The 18,428-nt window shown below is 72.9% G+C and carries 17 protein-coding genes; 12 read left to right on the top strand and 5 right to left on the bottom strand.

Features of this window, described 5'->3' with window-relative positions; genetic code table 11:
* Positions 1-44 precede the first annotated feature (44 nt).
* Both ACQEUX_RS31475 and upp read right to left on the bottom strand, forming a co-directional pair.
* Positions 45-722, bottom strand: coding sequence for a GOLPH3/VPS74 family protein (locus ACQEUX_RS31475; protein ID WP_433056230.1), 678 nt, complete (start codon positions 720-722; stop codon positions 45-47).
* A gap of 74 nt (positions 723-796) precedes the next feature.
* Complete coding sequence (upp, locus tag ACQEUX_RS31470; RefSeq protein WP_433056228.1) at positions 797-1,429, bottom strand: uracil phosphoribosyltransferase; 633 nt, start codon at positions 1,427-1,429, stop codon at positions 797-799.
* 135 nt (positions 1,430-1,564) lie between these two features.
* Between upp and deoC the strand changes: the two genes are divergently transcribed.
* The 10 genes from deoC (at position 1,565) to ACQEUX_RS31420 (ending at position 13,205) form a co-directional block, all read left to right on the top strand.
* Complete coding sequence (deoC, locus tag ACQEUX_RS31465; protein WP_433056226.1) at positions 1,565-2,593, top strand: deoxyribose-phosphate aldolase; 1,029 nt, start codon at positions 1,565-1,567, stop codon at positions 2,591-2,593.
* A gap of 6 nt (positions 2,594-2,599) precedes the next feature.
* The gene (locus ACQEUX_RS31460) at positions 2,600-4,057 is read left to right on the top strand and encodes an aldehyde dehydrogenase family protein (RefSeq protein ID WP_433056224.1); all 1,458 of its coding nucleotides are present in this window, start codon (positions 2,600-2,602) and stop codon (positions 4,055-4,057) included.
* Positions 4,050-4,874, top strand: a complete 825-nt coding sequence (locus ACQEUX_RS31455; RefSeq protein ID WP_433056222.1) for an aldehyde dehydrogenase family protein — start codon at positions 4,050-4,052, stop codon at positions 4,872-4,874. The genes ACQEUX_RS31460 and ACQEUX_RS31455 overlap by 8 nt, the downstream gene beginning before the upstream one ends.
* 239 nt (positions 4,875-5,113) lie before the next feature.
* Positions 5,114-5,584, top strand: a complete 471-nt coding sequence (locus ACQEUX_RS31450) for a BlaI/MecI/CopY family transcriptional regulator (protein ID WP_433056220.1) — start codon at positions 5,114-5,116, stop codon at positions 5,582-5,584.
* Positions 5,585-5,595: 11 nt separating this feature from the next.
* Positions 5,596-6,501, top strand: a complete 906-nt coding sequence (locus ACQEUX_RS31445) for a M56 family metallopeptidase (protein ID WP_433056218.1) — start codon at positions 5,596-5,598, stop codon at positions 6,499-6,501.
* 216 nt (positions 6,502-6,717) lie between these two features.
* A complete protein-coding gene (locus ACQEUX_RS31440) occupies positions 6,718-7,968 on the top strand; it encodes a cytochrome ubiquinol oxidase subunit I (RefSeq protein WP_433056216.1) in 1,251 nt (416 codons plus the stop codon).
* Between the two features lie 11 nt (positions 7,969-7,979).
* On the top strand, positions 7,980-8,987 hold the full coding sequence (locus tag ACQEUX_RS31435; RefSeq protein ID WP_433056214.1) for a cytochrome d ubiquinol oxidase subunit II: 1,008 nt from the start codon (positions 7,980-7,982) through the stop codon (positions 8,985-8,987).
* Positions 8,984-10,660 carry a thiol reductant ABC exporter subunit CydD gene (gene cydD / locus ACQEUX_RS31430; RefSeq protein WP_433056212.1) on the top strand — a complete coding sequence of 559 codons (1,677 nt, stop codon included), beginning with the start codon at positions 8,984-8,986 and terminating at the stop codon, positions 10,658-10,660. Before ACQEUX_RS31435 ends, cydD begins: the two co-directional genes overlap by 4 nt.
* Complete coding sequence (gene cydC, locus ACQEUX_RS31425; protein WP_433056210.1) at positions 10,657-12,462, top strand: thiol reductant ABC exporter subunit CydC; 1,806 nt, start codon at positions 10,657-10,659, stop codon at positions 12,460-12,462. Before cydD ends, cydC begins: the two co-directional genes overlap by 4 nt.
* Before the next feature lie 68 nt (positions 12,463-12,530).
* Positions 12,531-13,205: a permease prefix domain 1-containing protein gene (locus ACQEUX_RS31420; protein ID WP_433056208.1), complete on the top strand. Its 675-nt coding sequence runs from the start codon at positions 12,531-12,533 to the stop codon at positions 13,203-13,205.
* Between the two features lie 21 nt (positions 13,206-13,226).
* Here the strand turns inward: ACQEUX_RS31420 and ACQEUX_RS31415 are convergent, their stop codons facing one another.
* Positions 13,227-13,568 carry a PadR family transcriptional regulator gene (locus ACQEUX_RS31415; RefSeq protein WP_433056206.1) on the bottom strand — a complete coding sequence of 114 codons (342 nt, stop codon included), beginning with the start codon at positions 13,566-13,568 and terminating at the stop codon, positions 13,227-13,229.
* 160 nt (positions 13,569-13,728) lie between these two features.
* Between ACQEUX_RS31415 and ACQEUX_RS31410 the strand changes: the two genes are divergently transcribed.
* Together ACQEUX_RS31410 and ACQEUX_RS31405 are read left to right on the top strand one after the other, a co-directional pair.
* Complete coding sequence (locus ACQEUX_RS31410; RefSeq protein WP_433056204.1) at positions 13,729-14,691, top strand: DNA primase; 963 nt, start codon at positions 13,729-13,731, stop codon at positions 14,689-14,691.
* Between the two features lie 39 nt (positions 14,692-14,730).
* Positions 14,731-17,148: a transposase gene (locus tag ACQEUX_RS31405; protein ID WP_433057275.1), complete on the top strand. Its 2,418-nt coding sequence runs from the start codon at positions 14,731-14,733 to the stop codon at positions 17,146-17,148.
* A gap of 230 nt (positions 17,149-17,378) precedes the next feature.
* On the opposite strand, the gene ACQEUX_RS31400 is transcribed toward ACQEUX_RS31405, so the two are convergent.
* Together ACQEUX_RS31400 and ACQEUX_RS31395 are read right to left on the bottom strand one after the other, a co-directional pair.
* Positions 17,379-17,972 carry a GTP-binding protein gene (locus ACQEUX_RS31400; RefSeq protein WP_007455465.1) on the bottom strand — a complete coding sequence of 198 codons (594 nt, stop codon included), beginning with the start codon at positions 17,970-17,972 and terminating at the stop codon, positions 17,379-17,381.
* Between the two features lies 1 nt (position 17,973).
* On the bottom strand, positions 17,974-18,351 hold the full coding sequence (locus ACQEUX_RS31395) for a DUF742 domain-containing protein (RefSeq protein ID WP_030329021.1): 378 nt from the start codon (positions 18,349-18,351) through the stop codon (positions 17,974-17,976).
* Positions 18,352-18,428 lie beyond the last annotated feature (77 nt).

Genomic DNA, 18,428 nt, shown 5'->3' with positions numbered 1-18,428 from the left:
TCCTCTGCTCTGGTCGCAGCTGGGGAAGACCGCCGCGAGCGGCGTCAGCGGCGGGGGCCGAGGGCCTGGTCGACGGCGCGGCCCAGGGCCGCGACGACCAGGCCGACCGACGGGCGGACCACCGAGTCGTCGGTGCTCACCTCGCCGGAGAAGCCCGCGCCGGTGGCGATCTCCTCCAGCCTGCGGCGCGCGTCGGCGGCGGTATCACCGCTCACTCCGAGCGCGGACTCCATCCGCAGCACCACGACCAGGGTGGCCAGCGCGGCGGTCCGCTCGTCGGGGGCCGCTGCGCCGGTCAGGGCCTCGGCCAGCCGCTGCCGGGTGTCCGCCTCGATGGAGGTGTCCACCACCGGGTAACGGTGCACGTGGATGAAGCCCAGCTCGGTCTCGTCGATGTCGCGGACCACGCCCTGGCTGCACAGGTCACCGAGGATCCGGTCGCGCAGGCCGTGCCGCAGGCGCTGCACCCAGGAGGCCGGGGTGTGCGGGGTGTCGGCCGCGATCCGGCCGAGCACCTCGTCGGCGACCGGCTCGCCGGTAGGCGTCGGGTCGACCACCGTCAGGGACCCGTCGGCGTACGCGATCCGGCCGGCCAGGGCCAGCTCGACCAGCACCGCGGCGGCCATGCCGAGGTCCAGGCTGATCCGCGGCATGGTCGCCTTGCCGGTCGTGTCGTCGTAGGCGAGGAGCAGCAACTCCTCGGCGAGCGCAACACCAGTCATGGCCGGAAACGGTAGCGGGTCCGCGCACCACCGCGCACGGACCCGCCGGACCCGGCACCGACCGGGTAACGCCCTCAGAACCGGGGCATGCCACCGAACTGGCGGTCACCGGCGTCGCCGAGCCCGGGAACGATGAACATGCGCTCGTTGAGCCCCTCGTCGATCGAGGCCGTGACCAGGCGCAACGGCAGGCCGGAGCGTTCCAGCCGCTCGATGCCGACGGGCGCGGCGAGCACGCAGAGGACGGTGATGTCGGTGCAGCCGCGGTCGGCCAGCAGCCGGCAGCAGTGCTCCAGCGAGCCGCCGGTGGCCAGCATCGGGTCCAGCACCAGCACCGGCAGGCCGGCCAGGTCGCGGGGCAGCGACTCCATGTACGCGCGCGGCTCGTAGGTCACCTCGTCGCGGGCCAGGCCCACGAAGCCCATCGAGGACTCGGGCAGCAGGCCGAGCGCGGCGTCCGCCATGCCGAGGCCGGCCCGCAGCACCGGCACCAGCAGCGGCGGATTGGCCAGCCGGGTGCCCTCGGTGCCGGTGACCGGCGTCTGCACCGGGTACCGCTCGACGGGGAAGGAGCGCGCCGCCTCGTACACCAGCATGGTGGTCAGTTCGTGCAACGCGGCCCGGAACGTCGAGGAATCGGTGCGCGCGTCCCGCATGGCGGTCAGTCGGGACTGGGCCAGCGGGTGGTCAATGACGTGTACGTCCACGATCGCTCAACCTACCGGTCTGTACGGCGCGGCGGTGCGGGTGCGGTCGGACCAGCGACGCCGCTCACGTCGACGTGACCGACCAGCCCATCGTGAGCAAGATCACTCGACCCTTCGGTGCGTAGACTTCGGGGCATGACGGCGACAACGACGTCGGCCCGGTCGGAGCTCTCCGAGCTGGGACGATCCGAGACCGCTCTGCGGACCTTCCTGCACGGCCTGCCCGGCGTGGACCAGGTCGGCGCGGAGCAGCGGGCGGCACAGCTCGGCACCCGCTCCATCAAGACCACTGCCAAGGCCCAGGCGATCGACCTGGCGATCCGGATGGTCGACCTGACCACCCTGGAGGGGGCCGACACCCCGGGCAAGGTGCGCGCGCTGGCCGCGAAGGCGCTGCGCCCGGACCCGGCCGACCCGTCCTGCCCGCACGTCGGCGCGGTCTGCGTCTACCCGGCGATGGTCCCGTACGTCGCCGAGGTGCTGCGGGGAAGCGGTGCCGGGTCCGGGCGGCCATCCGGCGAACCGGGACATGCGGGCGGCGCCGTGCCGGCCGGACCTGGCATTGTCCACCTGGCCAGCGTGGCGACGGCGTTCCCGTCGGGTCAGGCCCCCTTGGAGATCAAGCTCGCCGACACCCGGGCCGCCGTCGCGGCCGGCGCCGACGAGATCGACATGGTGATCAACCGGGGTGCGTTCCTGGCCGGGCGGTACAAGGAGGTCTACGACGAGATCGTGGCCACCAAGGACGCCTGCGGGGACGCACACCTCAAGGTGATCCTGGAGACCGGCGAGCTGGCCACCTACGACAACGTGCGGCGGGCCTCCTGGCTGGCCATGCTGGCCGGGGGCGACTTCATCAAGACCTCGACCGGCAAGGTCCCGGTCGCGGCGACGCTGCCGGTGACCCTGGTGATGCTGGAGGCGGTCCGTGACTTCCGGGCCGCGACCGGGCGGCAGGTCGGCGTGAAGCCGGCCGGTGGCATCAAGACCACCAAGGACGCGATCAAGTACCTGGTGATGGTCAACGAGACCGTCGGCACGGACTGGCTCGACCCGGACTGGTTCCGCTTCGGCGCGTCCAGCCTGCTCAACGACCTGCTGATGCAGCGCACCAAGCTGACGACCGGCACCTACTCCGGTCCCGACTACTTCACCCTGGACTGATAGCCGATGTTCGAATACGCCCCCGCCCCCGAGTCCCGCTCGGTGGTGGACCTCAAGCCCTCGTACGGGCTGTTCATCGACGGCGCGTTCGTCGATCCGACCGACGGCGGCAGCTTCAAGTCGATCAACCCTGCCTCCGAGGAGGTGCTGGCCGAGATCGCCGAGGCCGGCACGCAGGACGTGGAGCGCGCGGTACGCGCAGCCCGGAAGGCGTACGACAAGGTCTGGGGTCCGATGCCGGGCCGGGACCGGGCGAAGTACCTGTACCGGATCGCGCGGCTCATCCAGGAGCGTTCCCGCGAGCTGGCCGTCCTGGAATCACTGGACAACGGCAAGCCGATCAAGGAGTCCCGCGACGTCGACCTGCCGCTGGTCGCCGCGCACTTCTTCTACTACGCCGGCTGGGCCGACAAGCTGGAGTACGCGGGGTTCGGCCGGAGGCCGACGAGCCAGCACGGCGGTGCGAACCCGCAACCCCTTGGGGTTGCTGCGCAGGTCATCCCGTGGAACTTCCCGCTGCTCATGCTGGCCTGGAAGATCGCCCCGGCCCTCGCGGCCGGCAACACGGTGGTGCTGAAGCCCGCCGAGACCACCCCGCTGACCGCGCTGCTGTTCGCCGAGATCTGCCAGCAGGCCGAGCTGCCGGCCGGCGTGGTCAACATCGTCACCGGCGCCGGTGACACCGGCCGTGCGCTGGTCGAGCACACCGGCGTGGACAAGGTCGCGTTCACCGGCTCCACCGAGGTCGGCCGCGCCATCGCCCGTTCCGTCGCCGGCACCCGGAAGAAGCTCACCCTTGAGCTGGGCGGCAAGGCCGCCAACATCGTCTTCGACGACGCGCCCATCGACCAGGCCGTCGAGGGGATCGTCAACGGCATCTTCTTCAACCAGGGGCACGTCTGCTGCGCCGGCTCCCGCCTGCTGGTCCAGGAGAACGTGGCCGACCGGGTGTTGGAGTCGCTGAAGCGGCGGATGGCCCAACTCCGGCTCGGTGACCCTCTGGACAAGAACACCGACATCGGCGCGATCAACTCGGCCGCCCAGTTGGAGCGGATCCGCGAGCTGTCCGACGCCGGCTCGGCCGAGGGCGCCGAGCGTTGGTCGCCCCCGTGCGAGCTGCCCGACCGCGGTTTCTGGTTCGCGCCGACCATCTTCACCGGCGTCACCCAGGCCCACCGGATCGCCCGCGAGGAGATCTTCGGACCGGTGCTGTCGGTGCTCACCTTCCGCACCCCGGCTGAGGCCGTCGAGAAGGCCAACAACACGCCGTACGGGCTGTCGGCGGGGATCTGGACCGACAAGGGTTCCCGGATCCTGTGGATGGCCGACCGGCTGCGCGCCGGGGTCGTCTGGGCCAACACGTTCAACAAGTTCGACCCCACCTCGCCGTTCGGCGGATACAAGGAGTCGGGCTACGGTCGCGAGGGCGGCCGGCACGGGCTGGAGGGGTACCTCAATGTCTGAGCGGGTCGCGGTACGCAAGACGTACAAGCTCTTCATCGGCGGGAAGTTCCCGCGCAGCGAGTCGGGACGGTCGTATCTCGTGCAGTCCTCGAATGTGTCACTGGCCTCCCGCAAGGACGCCCGGGACGCGGTGGTCGCCGCCCGCGCAGCCGTCAAGGGCTGGGCCGGCGCGACCGCGTACAACCGGGGTCAGATCCTCTACCGGGCCGCCGAGATGCTGGAGGGCCGCCGCGACCAGTTCGTCGCCCTGGGCGTACCCGGCGACGAGGTGGACGCCGCGGTGGACCGCTGGGTCTGGTACGCCGGCTGGGCCGACAAGCTCGCCCAGGTGTACGGCGGTGCCAACCCGGTCGCCGGCCCGTACTTCAACATCTCCGCGCCGGAGCCGACCGGCGTGGTCGCGGTGGTCGCCCCGGAGCGCCCGGCGCTGCTCGGCCTGGTCAGCGTGATCGCCCCGGCGATCGTCACCGGCAACACGGTGGTGGTGGCGGCCTCCCCGACCGAGCCTCTGGCGGCGGTGACGCTGGCCGAGGTGCTGGCCACCTCCGACCTGCCCGGTGGGGTGGTCAACATCCTCACCGGCGCGATCACCGAGACGGCGCCGACGTTGGCGGCGCACATGGACGTCAACGCGATCGACCTCAGCGGGGTGACCGACGCCGGCCTGGCGGCCGACCTGGAGGTGAAGGCGGCGGAGAACCTGAAGCGGGTGCTCCGGCCGGCCTCGGCCGACCACGACTGGTTTGCCGACCCCGGCGTGACCCGGATGACGACCCTGCTGGAGACGAAGACGGTCTGGCATCCCAAGGGGGTGTGATGCTGTCCGCGGCCTTGGGGTTTTCCGGGGAGCCCCGCCCGCTCCGGGCGGTCAGGCTTGACCCCTGCGCGGGCGGGGCTCCCCGGAAAACCTGACGTGGGCCGGGTTCGCTCTGGTGTTCGATCTTGCTGGCCGGTGCCCCTTGATGGGTCACCGGCCAGCGGTGCCTCATGATCGTTGGCGGTCGGGCCGAGTGGTCTCCGGGACGGGGGATCTACTACCGGGGGTAGGATTCGAGGGTGACTCGGTTAGGCGATCTTGAGCGTGCGGTGATGGACGTGTTGTGGGACGTGGTCCCCGGCACGTCGGACGGTGTGACTGTGCGCGAGGTGGCCGACGCGCTCGATGGCCGCGAGCTGGCGTACACCACGGTGATGACCGTGCTGGACCGGCTCGCCGGCAAGAGCATGGTGCAGCGCGAGCGGGAGGGCCGCGCCTGGCGGTACCGGCCGGCCGCCAGCCGCGAGGCGCACATCGCCCAGCTCATGCTCGATGCCCTCGACCTGGGAGGCAGCCGGGACGCCGCACTCGTGCGGTTCGCCCGGTCGGTGACCGGCACCGAGGCCGACGTGCTCCGGGCCGCCCTGGGGAGCGAGGCCGGCCTGACCGGGCCGGCTTCCACCGGCGGCGACACGGACGGGGCAGAGCTGACCGACCGGGTGGACGGGCCGACGGGTCGGCGACCTGCCGGCGAGGCAGCGGAGCGGTAGGGCGCCGCGCCATGGCCTACGCCGTGCACTTCGCCGCCACCATGCTGGCCTGCTATCTGACCGCTCAGGTGCTGGCTCGCTCCACCTGGACGTGGCGCAGCCCTCGGGTGGCGATCATCTGCTGGCAGGCCGTGGGGTTGGCGCTGGGCCTCTCCGCGATGGGCCTGCCGATGGCACTCGGGTTGAGCGCGTACGACCTGCCCACCGGGAGCGCACTGCTCGCCCTGGCCAACGACCTCGGCCACGGCGCCCTGCCGGTCGGGGTGGGCACGTTCCACCTGGCTGGCGTCGGGGTGGGCTTCGGCATCGGCGCGGTGCTGGTCACCACGACCGTGCGCAGCATCCACGGCACCGTCCGCGCGCAGCGCCGACACCGGGACCTGCTCTCCCTGGTCGCCCGGGACGACCCGGCCGCGCCCGGCGCCCTGGTGCTGGATCATCCGAGCGCCGCCGCGTACTGCCTTCCGGGGGTGAAGCCGCAGGTGGTGGTGAGCGCCGGCACGCTCAGCCTGCTGGATCGGGCCGAGCTGGCGGCGGTGCTCAGCCACGAGCGCGCCCACGCCCACGAGCGTCACGACCTGGTGTTGCTGCCGTTCACCGCGCTGTGCCGCGCGTTGCCGTGGTTCGGCTGGGTTCGCGACGCCCACGAGCGGGTCGCCCTGCTGGTCGAGATGCGCGCCGACGACAAGGCCCGTGAGCTGCACGCCGAGGCGCCACTGGCCGGAGCGCTGCGCCGGTTCGCCGCCGCCGGTCACCGGATCACCCCGGCCGGCGCGCTGGGCGTGGGCGACCGGGACCTTGACGTACGGGTGCAGCGCCTGATGGTCAGCGACCGCCCGCCTCGGGTGCTCGGTGCCACCGCACTGGCGATCGCGACCACGCTGGTCGCCCTCCCGATCACCCTCTTCCTGAGCTGACGGCACCGCTCCACCCGCGCGGTACGCGCCCACGCGTCCGACTCCACGATGGGCCCACCAGGCCACTGCATCCAGGATCGAGTACGACCCTTCCGACCCACACCTACTACGTTGTGTCGTAGACTTCTTTACGACACAACGTAGTAGTCGGACGTGTAGCCAAGCTACGTGTAGGGTGACTACGACAAGGGAGCCGACAAGTACGGAGAGCCGGCCATGGACACCCTGCTCCTCGCCCGCCTGCAGTTCGCCACCACCACCTCGATCCACTTTCTGTTCGTGGTCGTCACGCTCGGGCTGGTGACCCTGCTGGTCGGGATGCAGACCGCCTGGGTGCTCACCGGCAACCCGAAGTGGGAGCGGCTCACCCGCTACTGGGGCCAGCTCTACGTGATCAATTACGTCCTCGGCATCGCCACCGGCATCGTGATGGAGTTCCAGTTCGGGCTGAACTGGAGTGGCCTGTCGCGATACGTCGGCAACGTGTTCGGCGCGCCGCTGGCCATCGAGACGCTGGTGGCGTTCTTCCTGGAGTCCACGTTCGTCGGGATGTGGATCTTCGGCTGGCACCGGCTCCGGCCGGGCGTCCACCTCGCGCTGCTCTGGGGTGTGGCGCTCACCGCGTACGCCTCGGCGTTCTGGATCATGGTGGCCAACTCCTGGCTACAGCATCCGGTCGGGTACGAGGTACGCGACGGAATCGCCCACCTCACCGACTTCGGCGCGCTGCTCACCAATCCCAGCCTCGGCATGGCGCTCGGGCACGTGGTCTCGGCCGCGCTGCTGGTCGGCGGGATGCTGATGGCGGCGGTCAGCGCCTGGCACCTGATCCGGCGTACCCCCGACTTCGCGCTCTTCCGCACCTCGCTGCGGATCGGCGTGGTCACCTCGGCGCTGGCGATCACCCTGGTGCAGGGCTTCGGCTTCGCCCAGTTCGGCCCGGTCGGCGCGGTGCAGCCGACCAAGTTCGGCCAGGGGCCGGATTCGCAGGCACTGATCGCCGAGTGGACGGCCCGGTTCGGGCCGGGCGACTACACCCCGCCCGTGCTGGCCAACGTCGGGTTGGGGTTCATGATCCTGATCGGCCTCACCCTCGGCTTCGTCTGGTTCCTGCTTCCCCTGCTCTTCCGGGACTGGATCATCCGGCTGCGCTTCCCGCTCTGGCTGATCCTGCTCGCCCTGCCGCTGCCGTTCATCGCGGTGATCCTCGGCTGGATCGCCCGAGAGGTCGGCCGCCAGCCCTGGGTGGCGTACGGGCTGCTCCCCACCGAGCAGGCGGTCTCCCCGGTCGGCGCGCCGGTGATGCTCGCCTCGCTGATCGGCTTCAGCCTGCTACTGGGCACCCTCGCCGTCACCAACTGGGTGCTGCTCGCCCGGCACGCGGCACGTGGCGCGGCCGACCCGGCACTCGGCCGTCCGCCGACAACGCCAAGCGAGCCGGCCCAGCCCGAGCCCGCCCTCAACTGAGGAGAAAGACAGTGGACCTCGCCTGGTACGCCCTGCTCGGCCTCTTCTTCGCCGGCTACCTGGTGCTCGCCGGTTACGACTACGGCACCGGGCTGCTGCTCGCCCGGGGCGGCGGCCCGACCGAGCGACGGGAGGCACTCACCGCGCTCGGCCCGTTCTTCCTCGGCAACGAGGTCTGGCTGGTGGCCGCCATGGGCATTCTCTTCGGCGCGTTCCCGGTGCTGGAGGGCGAACTGCTCTCCGGCTGCTATCCGGCCGTCGCCGGCGCCCTGGTCGGGGTCATCCTGGTCACCGTCGGGGTGCAACTGCGCAGCCGGCGCACCGACGAGCGGATCCGCGCGCGGTGGGACCGCGTCGTGGTGATCGGCAGCGCCCTCGCCGCACTGGGCTGGGGTGCGCTGCTCGCCGCACTGCTGCAGGGCGTGCCCCGCCAGGCCGACGGGCACGTCGCGGGGGTGTCGCACCTCGCCACCCCGTTCGCGGCCGCCGCCGGGCTGGCCATGGTCGCCCTGGTCGCGGTGCACGGCGCGACCTTCCTCACCCTGCGACTGTCGGCCGACGCCGCCGCCGTGGTCGGCCGCACGGCCCGCCGACTGGTGCCGGTGGCGCTCACCGCGGTCGCCCTGGCCACCGTCGTGGGCCTGCTCTCCGCCCGGGTGCGCGACGCCGTCCAGCGGCCGGCGGTGGCCGTACTCCTGCCGGTGCTCCTCGCGGCGGCGCTGCTGGCGGCCCGAGCGGCGCTGGCGCGGCGGCGGCCGGGGTGGGCTCTGGTCGCCACCGGCGCGGCCCTGGCGCTGCCGGTGCTGCTGGTCGGCACGGCCCTCTGGCCCTACGTGCTGGTGTCCACGACCGACCCGGGCGCTTCACTGACGGTGGCCGACGCCGCCGCCAGCGCACCGACGCTGCGGCTGCTCGGCTGGGTGGCGCTGCCGCTACTTCCGGCCCTACTAGGCTTCCAGGCGATGTGTTGGTGGGTTTTCCGAGGACGGACCGACGGCAGGGCACCGGTGTACTGGTGAGCCGCCGTCCGTTCGATCCACGTCTGCTGCGCCGGGTCCCCGAGGCCCGGCGCGATCTTGCCGTGCTCGCGCTTCTGGGCGTGCTCGCCGCCGGGTTGATCGTGGCGCAGGCCACCACGCTCGCGGCGGTGCTGGCCGCCGCCGTCGACGGTCGGCTGGATCGACGGGCGCTCGCCGGCTTCGTGGTCGCGGTCGCTGCCCGCTCGGCGCTGGTCTGGGCGCAGGGCACGGTCTCCGCGCGGGTCGCCGCCACGGTCAAGGCCACACTGCGGGCCGACCTGCTCGGCGCGGTGGGCCGGCACGGGCCGGGCTGGGTTGCCGGGCAGCGGGCCGGCCAGCTCGCCACCCTGGCCGGGCGCGGGCTGGACGCGCTGGACGCGTACTTCACCGGGTACCTGCCGCAGCTGGTGCTCAGTGTGACGGTGCCCCTGGCGGTGCTGGCCCGGGTCGTCTTCGCCGACTGGAGTTCGGCGTTGATCATCGCGCTGACCCTGCCGCTCATCCCGGTCTTCGGCGCGCTGCTCGGCTGGCAGGCGCAGGCCGCCACCGAGCGGCAGTGGCGACGGCTCTCGCTGCTCGGCGGGCACTTCCTGGACATGGTCGCCGGGCTGCCCACGCTGCGCGCGTTCGGGCGAGCCCGGGCACAGACCGACGTGGTGCGCCGGATGGCCGACGGACACCGCGTCGCCACCATGAAGACGTTGCGGATCGCGTTCCTCTCCGCGCTGGTGCTGGAACTGGTCGCCACCCTCTCGGTGGCGCTGGTCGCGGTGCCGGTCGGCATCCGGTTGCTCGGCGGCGGGCTGGCCCTGCAGACCGCGCTGCTGGTACTGCTGCTCACCCCCGAGGCGTACCTGCCGTTGCGGGCCGCCGGCAGCCGCTTCCACGCCAGCATGGAGGGGCTCGCCGCGCTGGACGAGGCACTGACCATCTCGGCCGTGCCCGTCGCACCCCGGGTCGCCGAGGGCGCCGCCGCCCCGGCCGCGCGGAGCGAGATCCGGTTCGAGGGGGTGACCGTGGCGTACGAGCGGACCACCGCTCTGCGCGACGTGACCCTGACCATCCGGCCCGGCGAACGGATCGCCATCATCGGGCCCAGCGGCGCCGGCAAGAGCACACTGCTCGGCCTGCTGCTCGGCTTCGTGACGCCGACCAGCGGCCGGATCACCGTGGACGGGGTCGACCTCGCCACCGCCGACCCGGACGCCTGGCGCCGGCAGCTCGCCTGGGTGCCACAGCGGGCGCACCTCTTCGCCGCCTCGCTGGCCGACAACATCCGGCTCGGCGCACCGGACACCCCGCCCGACGCGCTCGCCGCCGCGGTGCACGACGCCGCCCTGGACGACGTGGTGGCCGGCCTGCCGGACGGCCTGGACACCCTGCTCGGCGAACGCGGGCACGGGTTGTCCAGCGGCCAGCGGCAGCGGGTGGCACTGGCCCGGGCATTTCTGCGGGCCGCGCCGCTGGTGCTGCTCGACGAACCCACCGCCCGACTGGACAGTGCGGCGGAGGCGGTGGTGCTCGACGCCACCCGCCGGCTGATCGCCGGGCGGACCGCGCTGCTGGTCGCGCACCGGCCGGCGCTGCTGGCCGACGCCGACCGGATCCTGCGGATCGAGGACGGCCGGCTCACCGAGCTGACGCCCGAGCCGACCGGAAAGGTGGCCCGATGAGCACGGCACGCGGGCCGGGCCCGGTGGACGCGGCGCCGGTCGGCGACGCCGCACCGGCCGGGCGGGTCGCCGCCGAGCGGTCGGTGCTGCGGCTGGCCCGGCCGTACCTGGGCCGCCTGGTCGGTGCCGGGGTGCTCGCCGCCGCCACCGAGTTCGCCGGTCTCGCCCTGATGGCCACCGCCACCTGGCTGCTGATGAGCGCCGCCGGCCGGCCTCCGCTGGACCGGCTCACCGTGGCGATCGTCGCGGTCCGGGCGCTGGCTATCAGCCGGGGCGTGTTCCGCTACACCGAACGGCTCGCCGGGCACGACGCGGTGCTCCGCATGATCACCGACGTGCGGGCCCGGGTCTTCGCCACCCTCGCGGCCCGCCGCAGCCCCGCGCACCGCTCGGGCGACGTGCTGAGCCGGCTGGTCTCCGACGTCGAGGCGGTTCAGGACCTGCTGCTGCGGGTGCTGGTCCCGGGCTCGGCGGCGGCCCTGGTCGGTGTGCTGGCGGTCGCCGTGGCGGCGCTGATCTCACCGCCGGCCGCCGGTGCGCTCGCTGTCGGTCTGCTGGTCGCCGGGGTGGCGCTGCCCGCACTGGCCACCGCGGTCACTCGCCGCAGCGCGGCCGAGGTGGCCCCGCTGCGCGGCGCACTGGCGACCGACGCGATCGACCTCACCCACGGCGCCGCCGACCTGGCCGCGTTCGGGGCGACCGACGTCGCGCTACGCGCCGCCGAGCAGCGGGCCCGCCGGCTGGCCCGACTGGAACGTCGGCTGGCCGCCACCGGGTTCGCGGTGGACGCGGCCGGAGTCCTGACCGCCGGGTTGACCGCTGCGGCGGTGGTGCTGGCCGCACTGGCCGCCGACGTGTCGGGGGTGCTGGTGGGCGTCCTGGCCGTCGGCGCACTGGCCGCCGTCGAGGTGACACTGGCGCTGGTCACGGCAGCCCGGCAGTGGACACAACTGCGACCCGGCCTGGCCCGGGTGGCAGCCCTGCTCGATGCCGACACGCCGACTCCCCCGCCCACGGACACGGTGCCGGACCTGGTCGGCCCACACGAACTGCGCTTCGTCGACGTCACCGTGCGGTACCGCACCGGCGCGGCCCCCGCCCTGGACGGCGTCAGCCTGGACCTGCCGGCCGGGCGGAGGATCGCCGTGGTCGGCCCGAGCGGCGCCGGCAAGAGCACCCTGGCCGCCGTGCTGACCGGCACCGTCCGGCCCGTGTCCGGTCGGGTCACCCTGGACGGTCAGGACCTGTCGGCGTACGCCGAGGAGGCGCTGCCCGGTGCGGTCGGCGGGCTGCTGGCCGAGGCGTACGTCTTCCACGCCACCGTGCGGGAGAACCTGCTGCTCGGGCGCGCCGGGGCAGGCGAGGAGGAGCTGACCGAGGCCACCGCCGCCGCGGGCCTGCTGGAGTGGGTACGCGCCCAGCCGGCGGGCTGGGACACGCTGGTCGGCGAGGAGGGCGGACAACTCTCCGGCGGCCAGCGACAGCGGCTCGCGCTCGCCCGGGCCCTGCTCGCCGCGCCGCCGGTGCTGGTGCTCGACGAGCCCACCGAAGGGCTGGACCCGACCGCCGCGGACGCGGTGCTCGCGTCCGCGCTCGCCGCCACCCCGGCCGGGCACTCGGTGCTGCTGATCAGCCACCGGCTCAGCGGGCTGGCCGAGCTGGACGAGATCGTCGTCCTCGACGGCGGCCGGGTGATCCAGCGCGGTCGGCACGCCGAGCTGGTCGCCGCCCCGGGCTGGTACCGCGACCAGTGGCTGCTGCAGGCGGCGGCCGAACGCGGTTACCTGGCGCTCGCCCCCTGACCGGGACTCCGGGACGGGCCAGGGTTCTCCCGGACGTCGACAGGCTTGACTCGTGGCAGGGTGGTGCCATGCCACGCTGCGAGGACGTGTTGGTCGACGAGCACCTGCGGGAGTTGGCCGCCCGGTTGCACGGGCCGGCGCGACTCAAGTCCGACCTGCTGACCGAAGCCCGGCACGGGCTGCTGGACGCCGTCGAGGCGTACCGCGAGAGCGGTGTGCCACCCACCGAGGCGCAGCGCCGGGCGGTGGTCGAATTCGGCTCACCGGCGGAGCTGCTCCCGTCCTGGCAGGCCGAGCTGGCGACCGGCGCCCTGCGCGGCCTCTCCCTGCGGATGCTGGTCATCGCCGCGGTGGGGGTGGTCGCCGGCGACCTGACCTGGCAGGGGGCGAGCTGGAGCGACGGCTCCCGCCCGCCGGGCCTCTACCTGCTGCTCTCCACCTCGGTCGAATGGATCTGGTGGGGTTCGCTGCTGCTCGCGGTGGCCGGTCTGCTGGTGGTCGAGGCGAGCGTCCGTTCGCCATGGCCGGGCCTGGCCGTGGCGCAACGCGCGGTGGGCACCGGCCTGAGCGGCATGCTGGTCCTCGGCATGCTGACCGGTTGCGCCCTCTTCACCTGGTCGTTCAATCTCTGGGAGGCCGCGCTGCGCTGGCCGCCGATGATCATCGGCGCGGTGCTGGCGGGCGGCGCCTACTTCTCGCTGACCCGCGCGGCGCGCGGCTGGCTGCTGGCCACCGCCCGCTGACCCGCTCCGCCCGTTGGAGGATCAGGCCGGGGTGACCGGTGGGCTGCCGGGGTCGAGGAACCGGCCGACGGTCAGCTGGAACTCGCGCCAACCGGCACGCTCCCCGGCCAGCGCTGCCCGACCGGAATCGGTGAGCTGGTACGTCCGCCGTTCCCGCCCGTTGACCGTGCTCCAGGTGCTCGCCACGTGCCCGGCGCGTTCCAGGCGACGCAACGCCGGATAGATGGTGCCGGTGGGCAGGTCGAGGCTGCCGTCGCTACGCGCGCGCAGCGCCTCGATGATGGCGTAGCCGTGCAGCGCGCCCTGTTCGAGCACCGCGAGCAGCAGGGCGTCGAGATGGCCGTGCAGCGCCTGGGCCTTCATAAGTAGCTACGCTACTTGTCAAAGGGCCGGCTCGCCACCGACGGCCACCAGCAGGTCGGACCCGTGCGCCAACCGGCCAGCGGGGTGCGGGCATCGGTCGCCCAGGGCCGCCGACTAGGGTATGTGCCCAGAGTCACTCGCCGGTCAGAGACCCCGGCGGGTGGGCAACCCGAAGCACACGGAGGTCAGCGTGGCCCGCCAGTCGCCCCAACGGCCCGACGCCGACGAGCCCGAGCTCGACGACACCACCGGCGCGGCCGAGCCAGATGAGGCCGAGGAGACCGACCGCGCGTCGGGTCCGGTCGACCGTTCGCTCTGGGACGAGCTGCGCATCGACCCGGTGGAGATCGCCCTGCCCGCCGGCACCGGCTTCACGCTGCGGGCGTACCGGCCGGCCAGCTCGCTGACCCCGACCGACGTGACCGAGCGCGACCAGGACGACCCGTTCCTCGCCCGCCGTCAGGCGGTCGAGGAGGAGGACGACGAGACGGTCGTCATCCTCGACGAGGAGCTGGCCGAGGAGTTCGCCGACAGCGACGAGGACGCGTCGACGCGCCGTCGCCGCGACGCCACCGCCGACGCGGACGACGAGGCCGACGACGAGGCCGACGAGGACGTCACGGACGAGGCCGACGACGAGGAGGTGCCGGTCTTCCTCAGCAACCGGGGCAAGCTGCTGCTGTTCAAGACTCCCGAGTCGTTGGTCACTTTCATCCGATCCGGTGCGCCCAACGATCTGTCCCAACTGGACAGCTGGAATGAATTGTCCGAACGGGTGGAGCCGGCTGATATCGCCCCACTCGACGAGGACACCTACGAGCTCGACCTGGTCGTGGAGAACCTGCGCGGCGGGCACGACACCTGGGATTCGACCCTGCTGATCGAGGCTGGCGAGATCGCTCGTGACCTCTCGTACGCATTGCGGCTGCCTGCGGTATTGGACATGCTCTCCGCCGGCTCCAGCCTCGACGACCTGGACGAGGCGCTGCGTGCCACCGCCAACGGCGGGATCGGCGCGTTCATGGGTCGGCGGCGGCTGAAGAAGATCGGAGCGCAGACCGCGAGTTTGGGTTGGCGCACCATTGTCGGCAAGATCTCTGCGGTGGTGGACTGGCGCGACTGACCCGTACCGGGGAGCATCAGTTGCTGGCAGAGGAAAGACCTGTCCCGGGAGGAGGACGACGCCGTGGCGCTCGTGCGCGTTTACTGCGGTCTGGCCTCGGCGGATCCAGCTGACCGACCGGCCTCCGCCGGCTCGACGCTGACGTCCGCTGTGGTCGACGACGCAGGCCGTCTGCTGCATGTCTGCGAGATCAGCGACGACGCCGCTGGCTACGCCCAGCTCGTCGCGCTGCTCGTGGAGCGGTCGGGCGGGCCGAGCGGTGCGGCCATCGCCGCCGACAGCGACGACCACACGGTCACATCGCTGCTGAGCGCGGCGGGTCGACCCCTGGCGATCGCCGACGACGACTCGGTGGACGACTTCGCCGAGCGGTTCGCCGATGACGACTCGCTGGAGGAGATGCAGTCACCCCCGGTCGAACGACGGGCTGTCGGCCTGGCCCGCGCGTTGCAGGCGGGTGCGCTCTCCGCGGTCACCCTGCCGGCACCCCGGGACCTCGCCGGTTACAAGCAGGTGCTCGCCGCGCACGCCGCCCTGGCCAGCGGTCGGCACTCCGCCGCCGTGGCGCTGCGCGAGGTTCTGCGTGAGCTCTACCCGGCGGCCCTGCGCGCCTACCCGGACCCGGCCGAGCCGGTCTCTCTGGCGGTGCTGGACGCGCTGCCCGAGCCGGGCATGCTCGGCGGCACCGTCGCCCGGGGCCGCGAGGTGTCGGTCGCGGCCGATGCCATCGCCGCGCACCTCGCCGCCGACGGCGTCGCCGACGCCGAGGAGATCAACGAAGCGGTCACCGCCCTACGGGTCGCCATCTCCGAGACGCCGCGTCGCGCCGCGGTGAACCGTGCGCTCACGTCCGCGGTGGCCGAGACGGTCCGTCAGGCCGTCGCCTCCGTACGGGCCTGCGACGCGGGGTGTGAGGCGCTGGTCAGCGCGCTCAGCTCACGGGTCAGCACGCCTGCCCAGGCACCCGGCCGCCGTGCCGCTGCCCGCCGTGGTGAGTCCGTCGGCGAGTTGACCGGTCTGGCCGGCACCAGCGCCGGGTTGCGGTCGGTCCGGCCCACCCCGGCCGCCACCGACCTGTCATCCGCCCTCGGGCGGCGCAGCCGCCCTGAGCCGACTCCCGGTAACCCGCCGCTGGCGTCGCCCCGCCCGCTCGGGCCGCCACCGGTCGCCCCGGCTCCCATCACGCCGCCGCCGGTCGCACCCGCGCCGATGACCCCGGCAGCGATGGCTGGTCCGCCAGCGTCCACGGTGCCCGGGCGCACCGAGCCGGCCCCCAGCCGAATCGACGGTCCGACCAACCGGCCGGTCTCCTCGCCGCCGCCCCCGCCACCCGGGATCACCCCGATCGCACCGGCCCAGCGCGGCACGGTGCCTCCGGCCGAGGCCGGTGAGCCGTTCCGGCCGACGCTGACCACCGCCGCGATCAACAGCGCGCGGGCCGAGCGGCAGCGCACGGTCATCCCGCCCCGCCCCAAGACCAACGGCGAGCCCCGGCCGAGCCACCTGCAACGCCCGGTCGACGAGCCGCCCACGGGCGGGTTCAGCGCCACCGATCTCAGCATCCCGGTGCCGACCCCCCGCCCCGGCAGCCAGGAGTCGGCACCGCCCGGCTCCCGAGCCAACTGGCCGCTGGTCAACAACCCGGAGGACCCGGCCGACAGCTCGGCGAACAACCCGGTCGCCTACTCCTACGGCGGCAGCCGTGGCATCGACGCCCCGACCGATCCGGGTCGGGCCGACGGCCGCGTCACCCCGCCCTGGCTGGCGGACGACCTGCCGCAGGAACCCCCCATGCTGCGGCTGGTGGAGCCGCCGCCACTGGCTGACCGGGCGCTGCGAGAGGGGCTCAACCCGCCCACGGACCCGCACCTGGAGACGCCGCCGCTGCGGTTGGTCGACCGGGAGCAGGCCGCCCGCAGTGGCCGCCCGGCCGCTCGCATCGACCGCGCGGCCGAGCACCGGCCGCCGCCACCCGTCGAGCACCGGCCGCCTCCGGTCGAGCACCGCCCACCACCGGTCGCCGACGAGGGCGACGGCGACCTGCTGATCTTCGCGCAGGCCAAGTCGGCCTGGTTCGTCGGGCAGCCCGAGGAGTCCGACCTGGACTGGTCGACCACGGCCGACACCGGCTGGCAGGCCGCCGAGCAGGCCGCGCGCCCCGCGGTAGGTGCCGAGACCAACGCCGGGCTGCCGAAGCGCGTGCCACAGGCCAACCTGGTCCCTGGCTCACCGTTGCGTGAGGAGCGTCCATTGCGCATAGTGCGCGATGCGGCAAGCCTCGCGGAGAACACCACCGGCTACTTCCGCGGCTGGCGTCGAGGACAGGAGATCGGCGGTTTCGCGGTGGGTGGTCGACCCGGTCGCGAGGCAGCCGGTGGCTGGGACTTCAGCCGCGACCACGGGGACCGCGACGACGACCGGGAGTACGAGTACCGCTCCGCCGGCTACCAGTCCTGACCGTCACCCTCTTCCATACGCTTCGCGCCCCCAGTCAGCTGACTGGGGGCGCGAACGCGTGTGCACGAAGACGCGAGACGCCGCCTCACAAGGATCATGGAAGGAGTAGGGCCCCTGCGGGGGCCGACAGCTTCCACGACCTCAGAAAGGCGGCGTGGTGACAAACCGACGTCGGAACGACGAGCCCGCCCGGTGGCGGCCGAAGCCACCACCGGGCGTGGAGCGCCCGATCAGGCCGGGGCGACGGCGCGCGTACGGCGCATGGTGAGCACGTACTCGACCAGCGAGATCAGCACGTGCTTCGTCGACTCCCGGTTACGGGCGTCGCAGGCCACCACCGGCACGTCGCTCGAGATCGCCAAGGCGTCCCGGACGTCCTGCGGGTCGTGGTACTGCATCCCGTCGAAGCAGTTGATCGCCACCAGGTACGGCAGGCGTCGGTGCTCGAAGAAATCGATCGCCGCGAAGCAGTCGGCCAGCCGGCGAGTGTCCACCAGCACGACCGCACCGATGGCACCCCGAACCAGTTCGTCCCACATGAACCAGAAACGGGTCTGACCCGGCGTACCGAACAGGTACAGGATCAGGTCACGGTCGATCGAGATCCGGCCGAAGTCCATGGCCACCGTGGTCGTCGTCTTACCCGGCACCTGCCGGGTGTCGTCGACGCCCACGCCGGCGGAGGTCATGATGGCCTCGGTGGTCAGCGGCGTGATCTCCGAGACCGAGCCGACCAGCGTCGTCTTACCGACGCCGAATCCACCGGCGATAACGATCTTCGCCGACGTCACGCGCCCGCTCGGGTTCGGCGGGCGGTGCGACATGTCAGAGCCTGCGAAGTCCACTCAGCACCCTCTCCAGCAGTTCAGTGCCCACCGCGTCGTCGGAGTCGTCCAAAATGGTCGGCTCGTGGACCGCGACCAGGCCGTCCGTCGCCATGTCGGCGATGAGCACCCGGGCCACACCGAGCGGGAGCTGCATCCGCGCCGCGATCTCCGCGAGCGATTGCACGCGTCCGTCACACAGCGCGGCGATGTACTGGTGTTCGCGGCCCTGGCCGCCGTTGCCATTGGCAGCGGCCCGGCCGCGCACCGTCGTCTCGACGAGCGCCTCCAGCGCGATGTCGAGCCGGGGACGGGTACGACCACGGGTCACGGCGTATGGACGGACCAACGCTCCGGTCGGTTCGTCACGATCGGCCATCTCGCCGCTCACCTCCTTCGTACCCGCTACCGGCTCCCACCGGTGAAGCCCGTCGTTGTCGTCGTTGCAGTTGTGCC

It is taken from the genome of Micromonospora sp. CA-259024, assembly GCF_050936255.1.
Lineage (GTDB): Bacteria > Actinomycetota > Actinomycetes > Mycobacteriales > Micromonosporaceae > Micromonospora.
Note: the sequence above shows the minus strand (reverse complement) of the source record. Positions and strands in the feature narration are given on the sequence as shown.

Excerpts from the sequence above, each read along its gene's own strand:
- ACQEUX_RS31475 (WP_433056230.1), bottom strand. The coding sequence starts at position 722 with ATGACTGGTGTTGCGCTCGCCGAGGAGTTGCTGCTCCTCGCCTACGAC.
- ACQEUX_RS31395 (WP_030329021.1), bottom strand. The coding sequence starts at position 18,351 with ATGGCCGATCGTGACGAACCGACCGGAGCGTTGGTCCGTCCATACGCC.
- ACQEUX_RS31420 (WP_433056208.1), top strand. The coding sequence starts at position 12,531 with ATGCCACGCTGCGAGGACGTGTTGGTCGACGAGCACCTGCGGGAGTTG.
- ACQEUX_RS31440 (WP_433056216.1), top strand. The coding sequence starts at position 6,718 with ATGGACACCCTGCTCCTCGCCCGCCTGCAGTTCGCCACCACCACCTCG.
- ACQEUX_RS31455 (WP_433056222.1), top strand. The coding sequence starts at position 4,050 with ATGTCTGAGCGGGTCGCGGTACGCAAGACGTACAAGCTCTTCATCGGC.
- ACQEUX_RS31460 (WP_433056224.1), top strand. The coding sequence starts at position 2,600 with ATGTTCGAATACGCCCCCGCCCCCGAGTCCCGCTCGGTGGTGGACCTC.
- cydC (WP_433056210.1), top strand. The coding sequence starts at position 10,657 with ATGAGCACGGCACGCGGGCCGGGCCCGGTGGACGCGGCGCCGGTCGGC.
- ACQEUX_RS31415 (WP_433056206.1), bottom strand. The coding sequence starts at position 13,568 with ATGAAGGCCCAGGCGCTGCACGGCCATCTCGACGCCCTGCTGCTCGCG.
- ACQEUX_RS31400 (WP_007455465.1), bottom strand. The coding sequence starts at position 17,972 with ATGTCGCACCGCCCGCCGAACCCGAGCGGGCGCGTGACGTCGGCGAAG.
- ACQEUX_RS31445 (WP_433056218.1), top strand. The coding sequence starts at position 5,596 with ATGGCCTACGCCGTGCACTTCGCCGCCACCATGCTGGCCTGCTATCTG.
- deoC (WP_433056226.1), top strand. The coding sequence starts at position 1,565 with ATGACGGCGACAACGACGTCGGCCCGGTCGGAGCTCTCCGAGCTGGGA.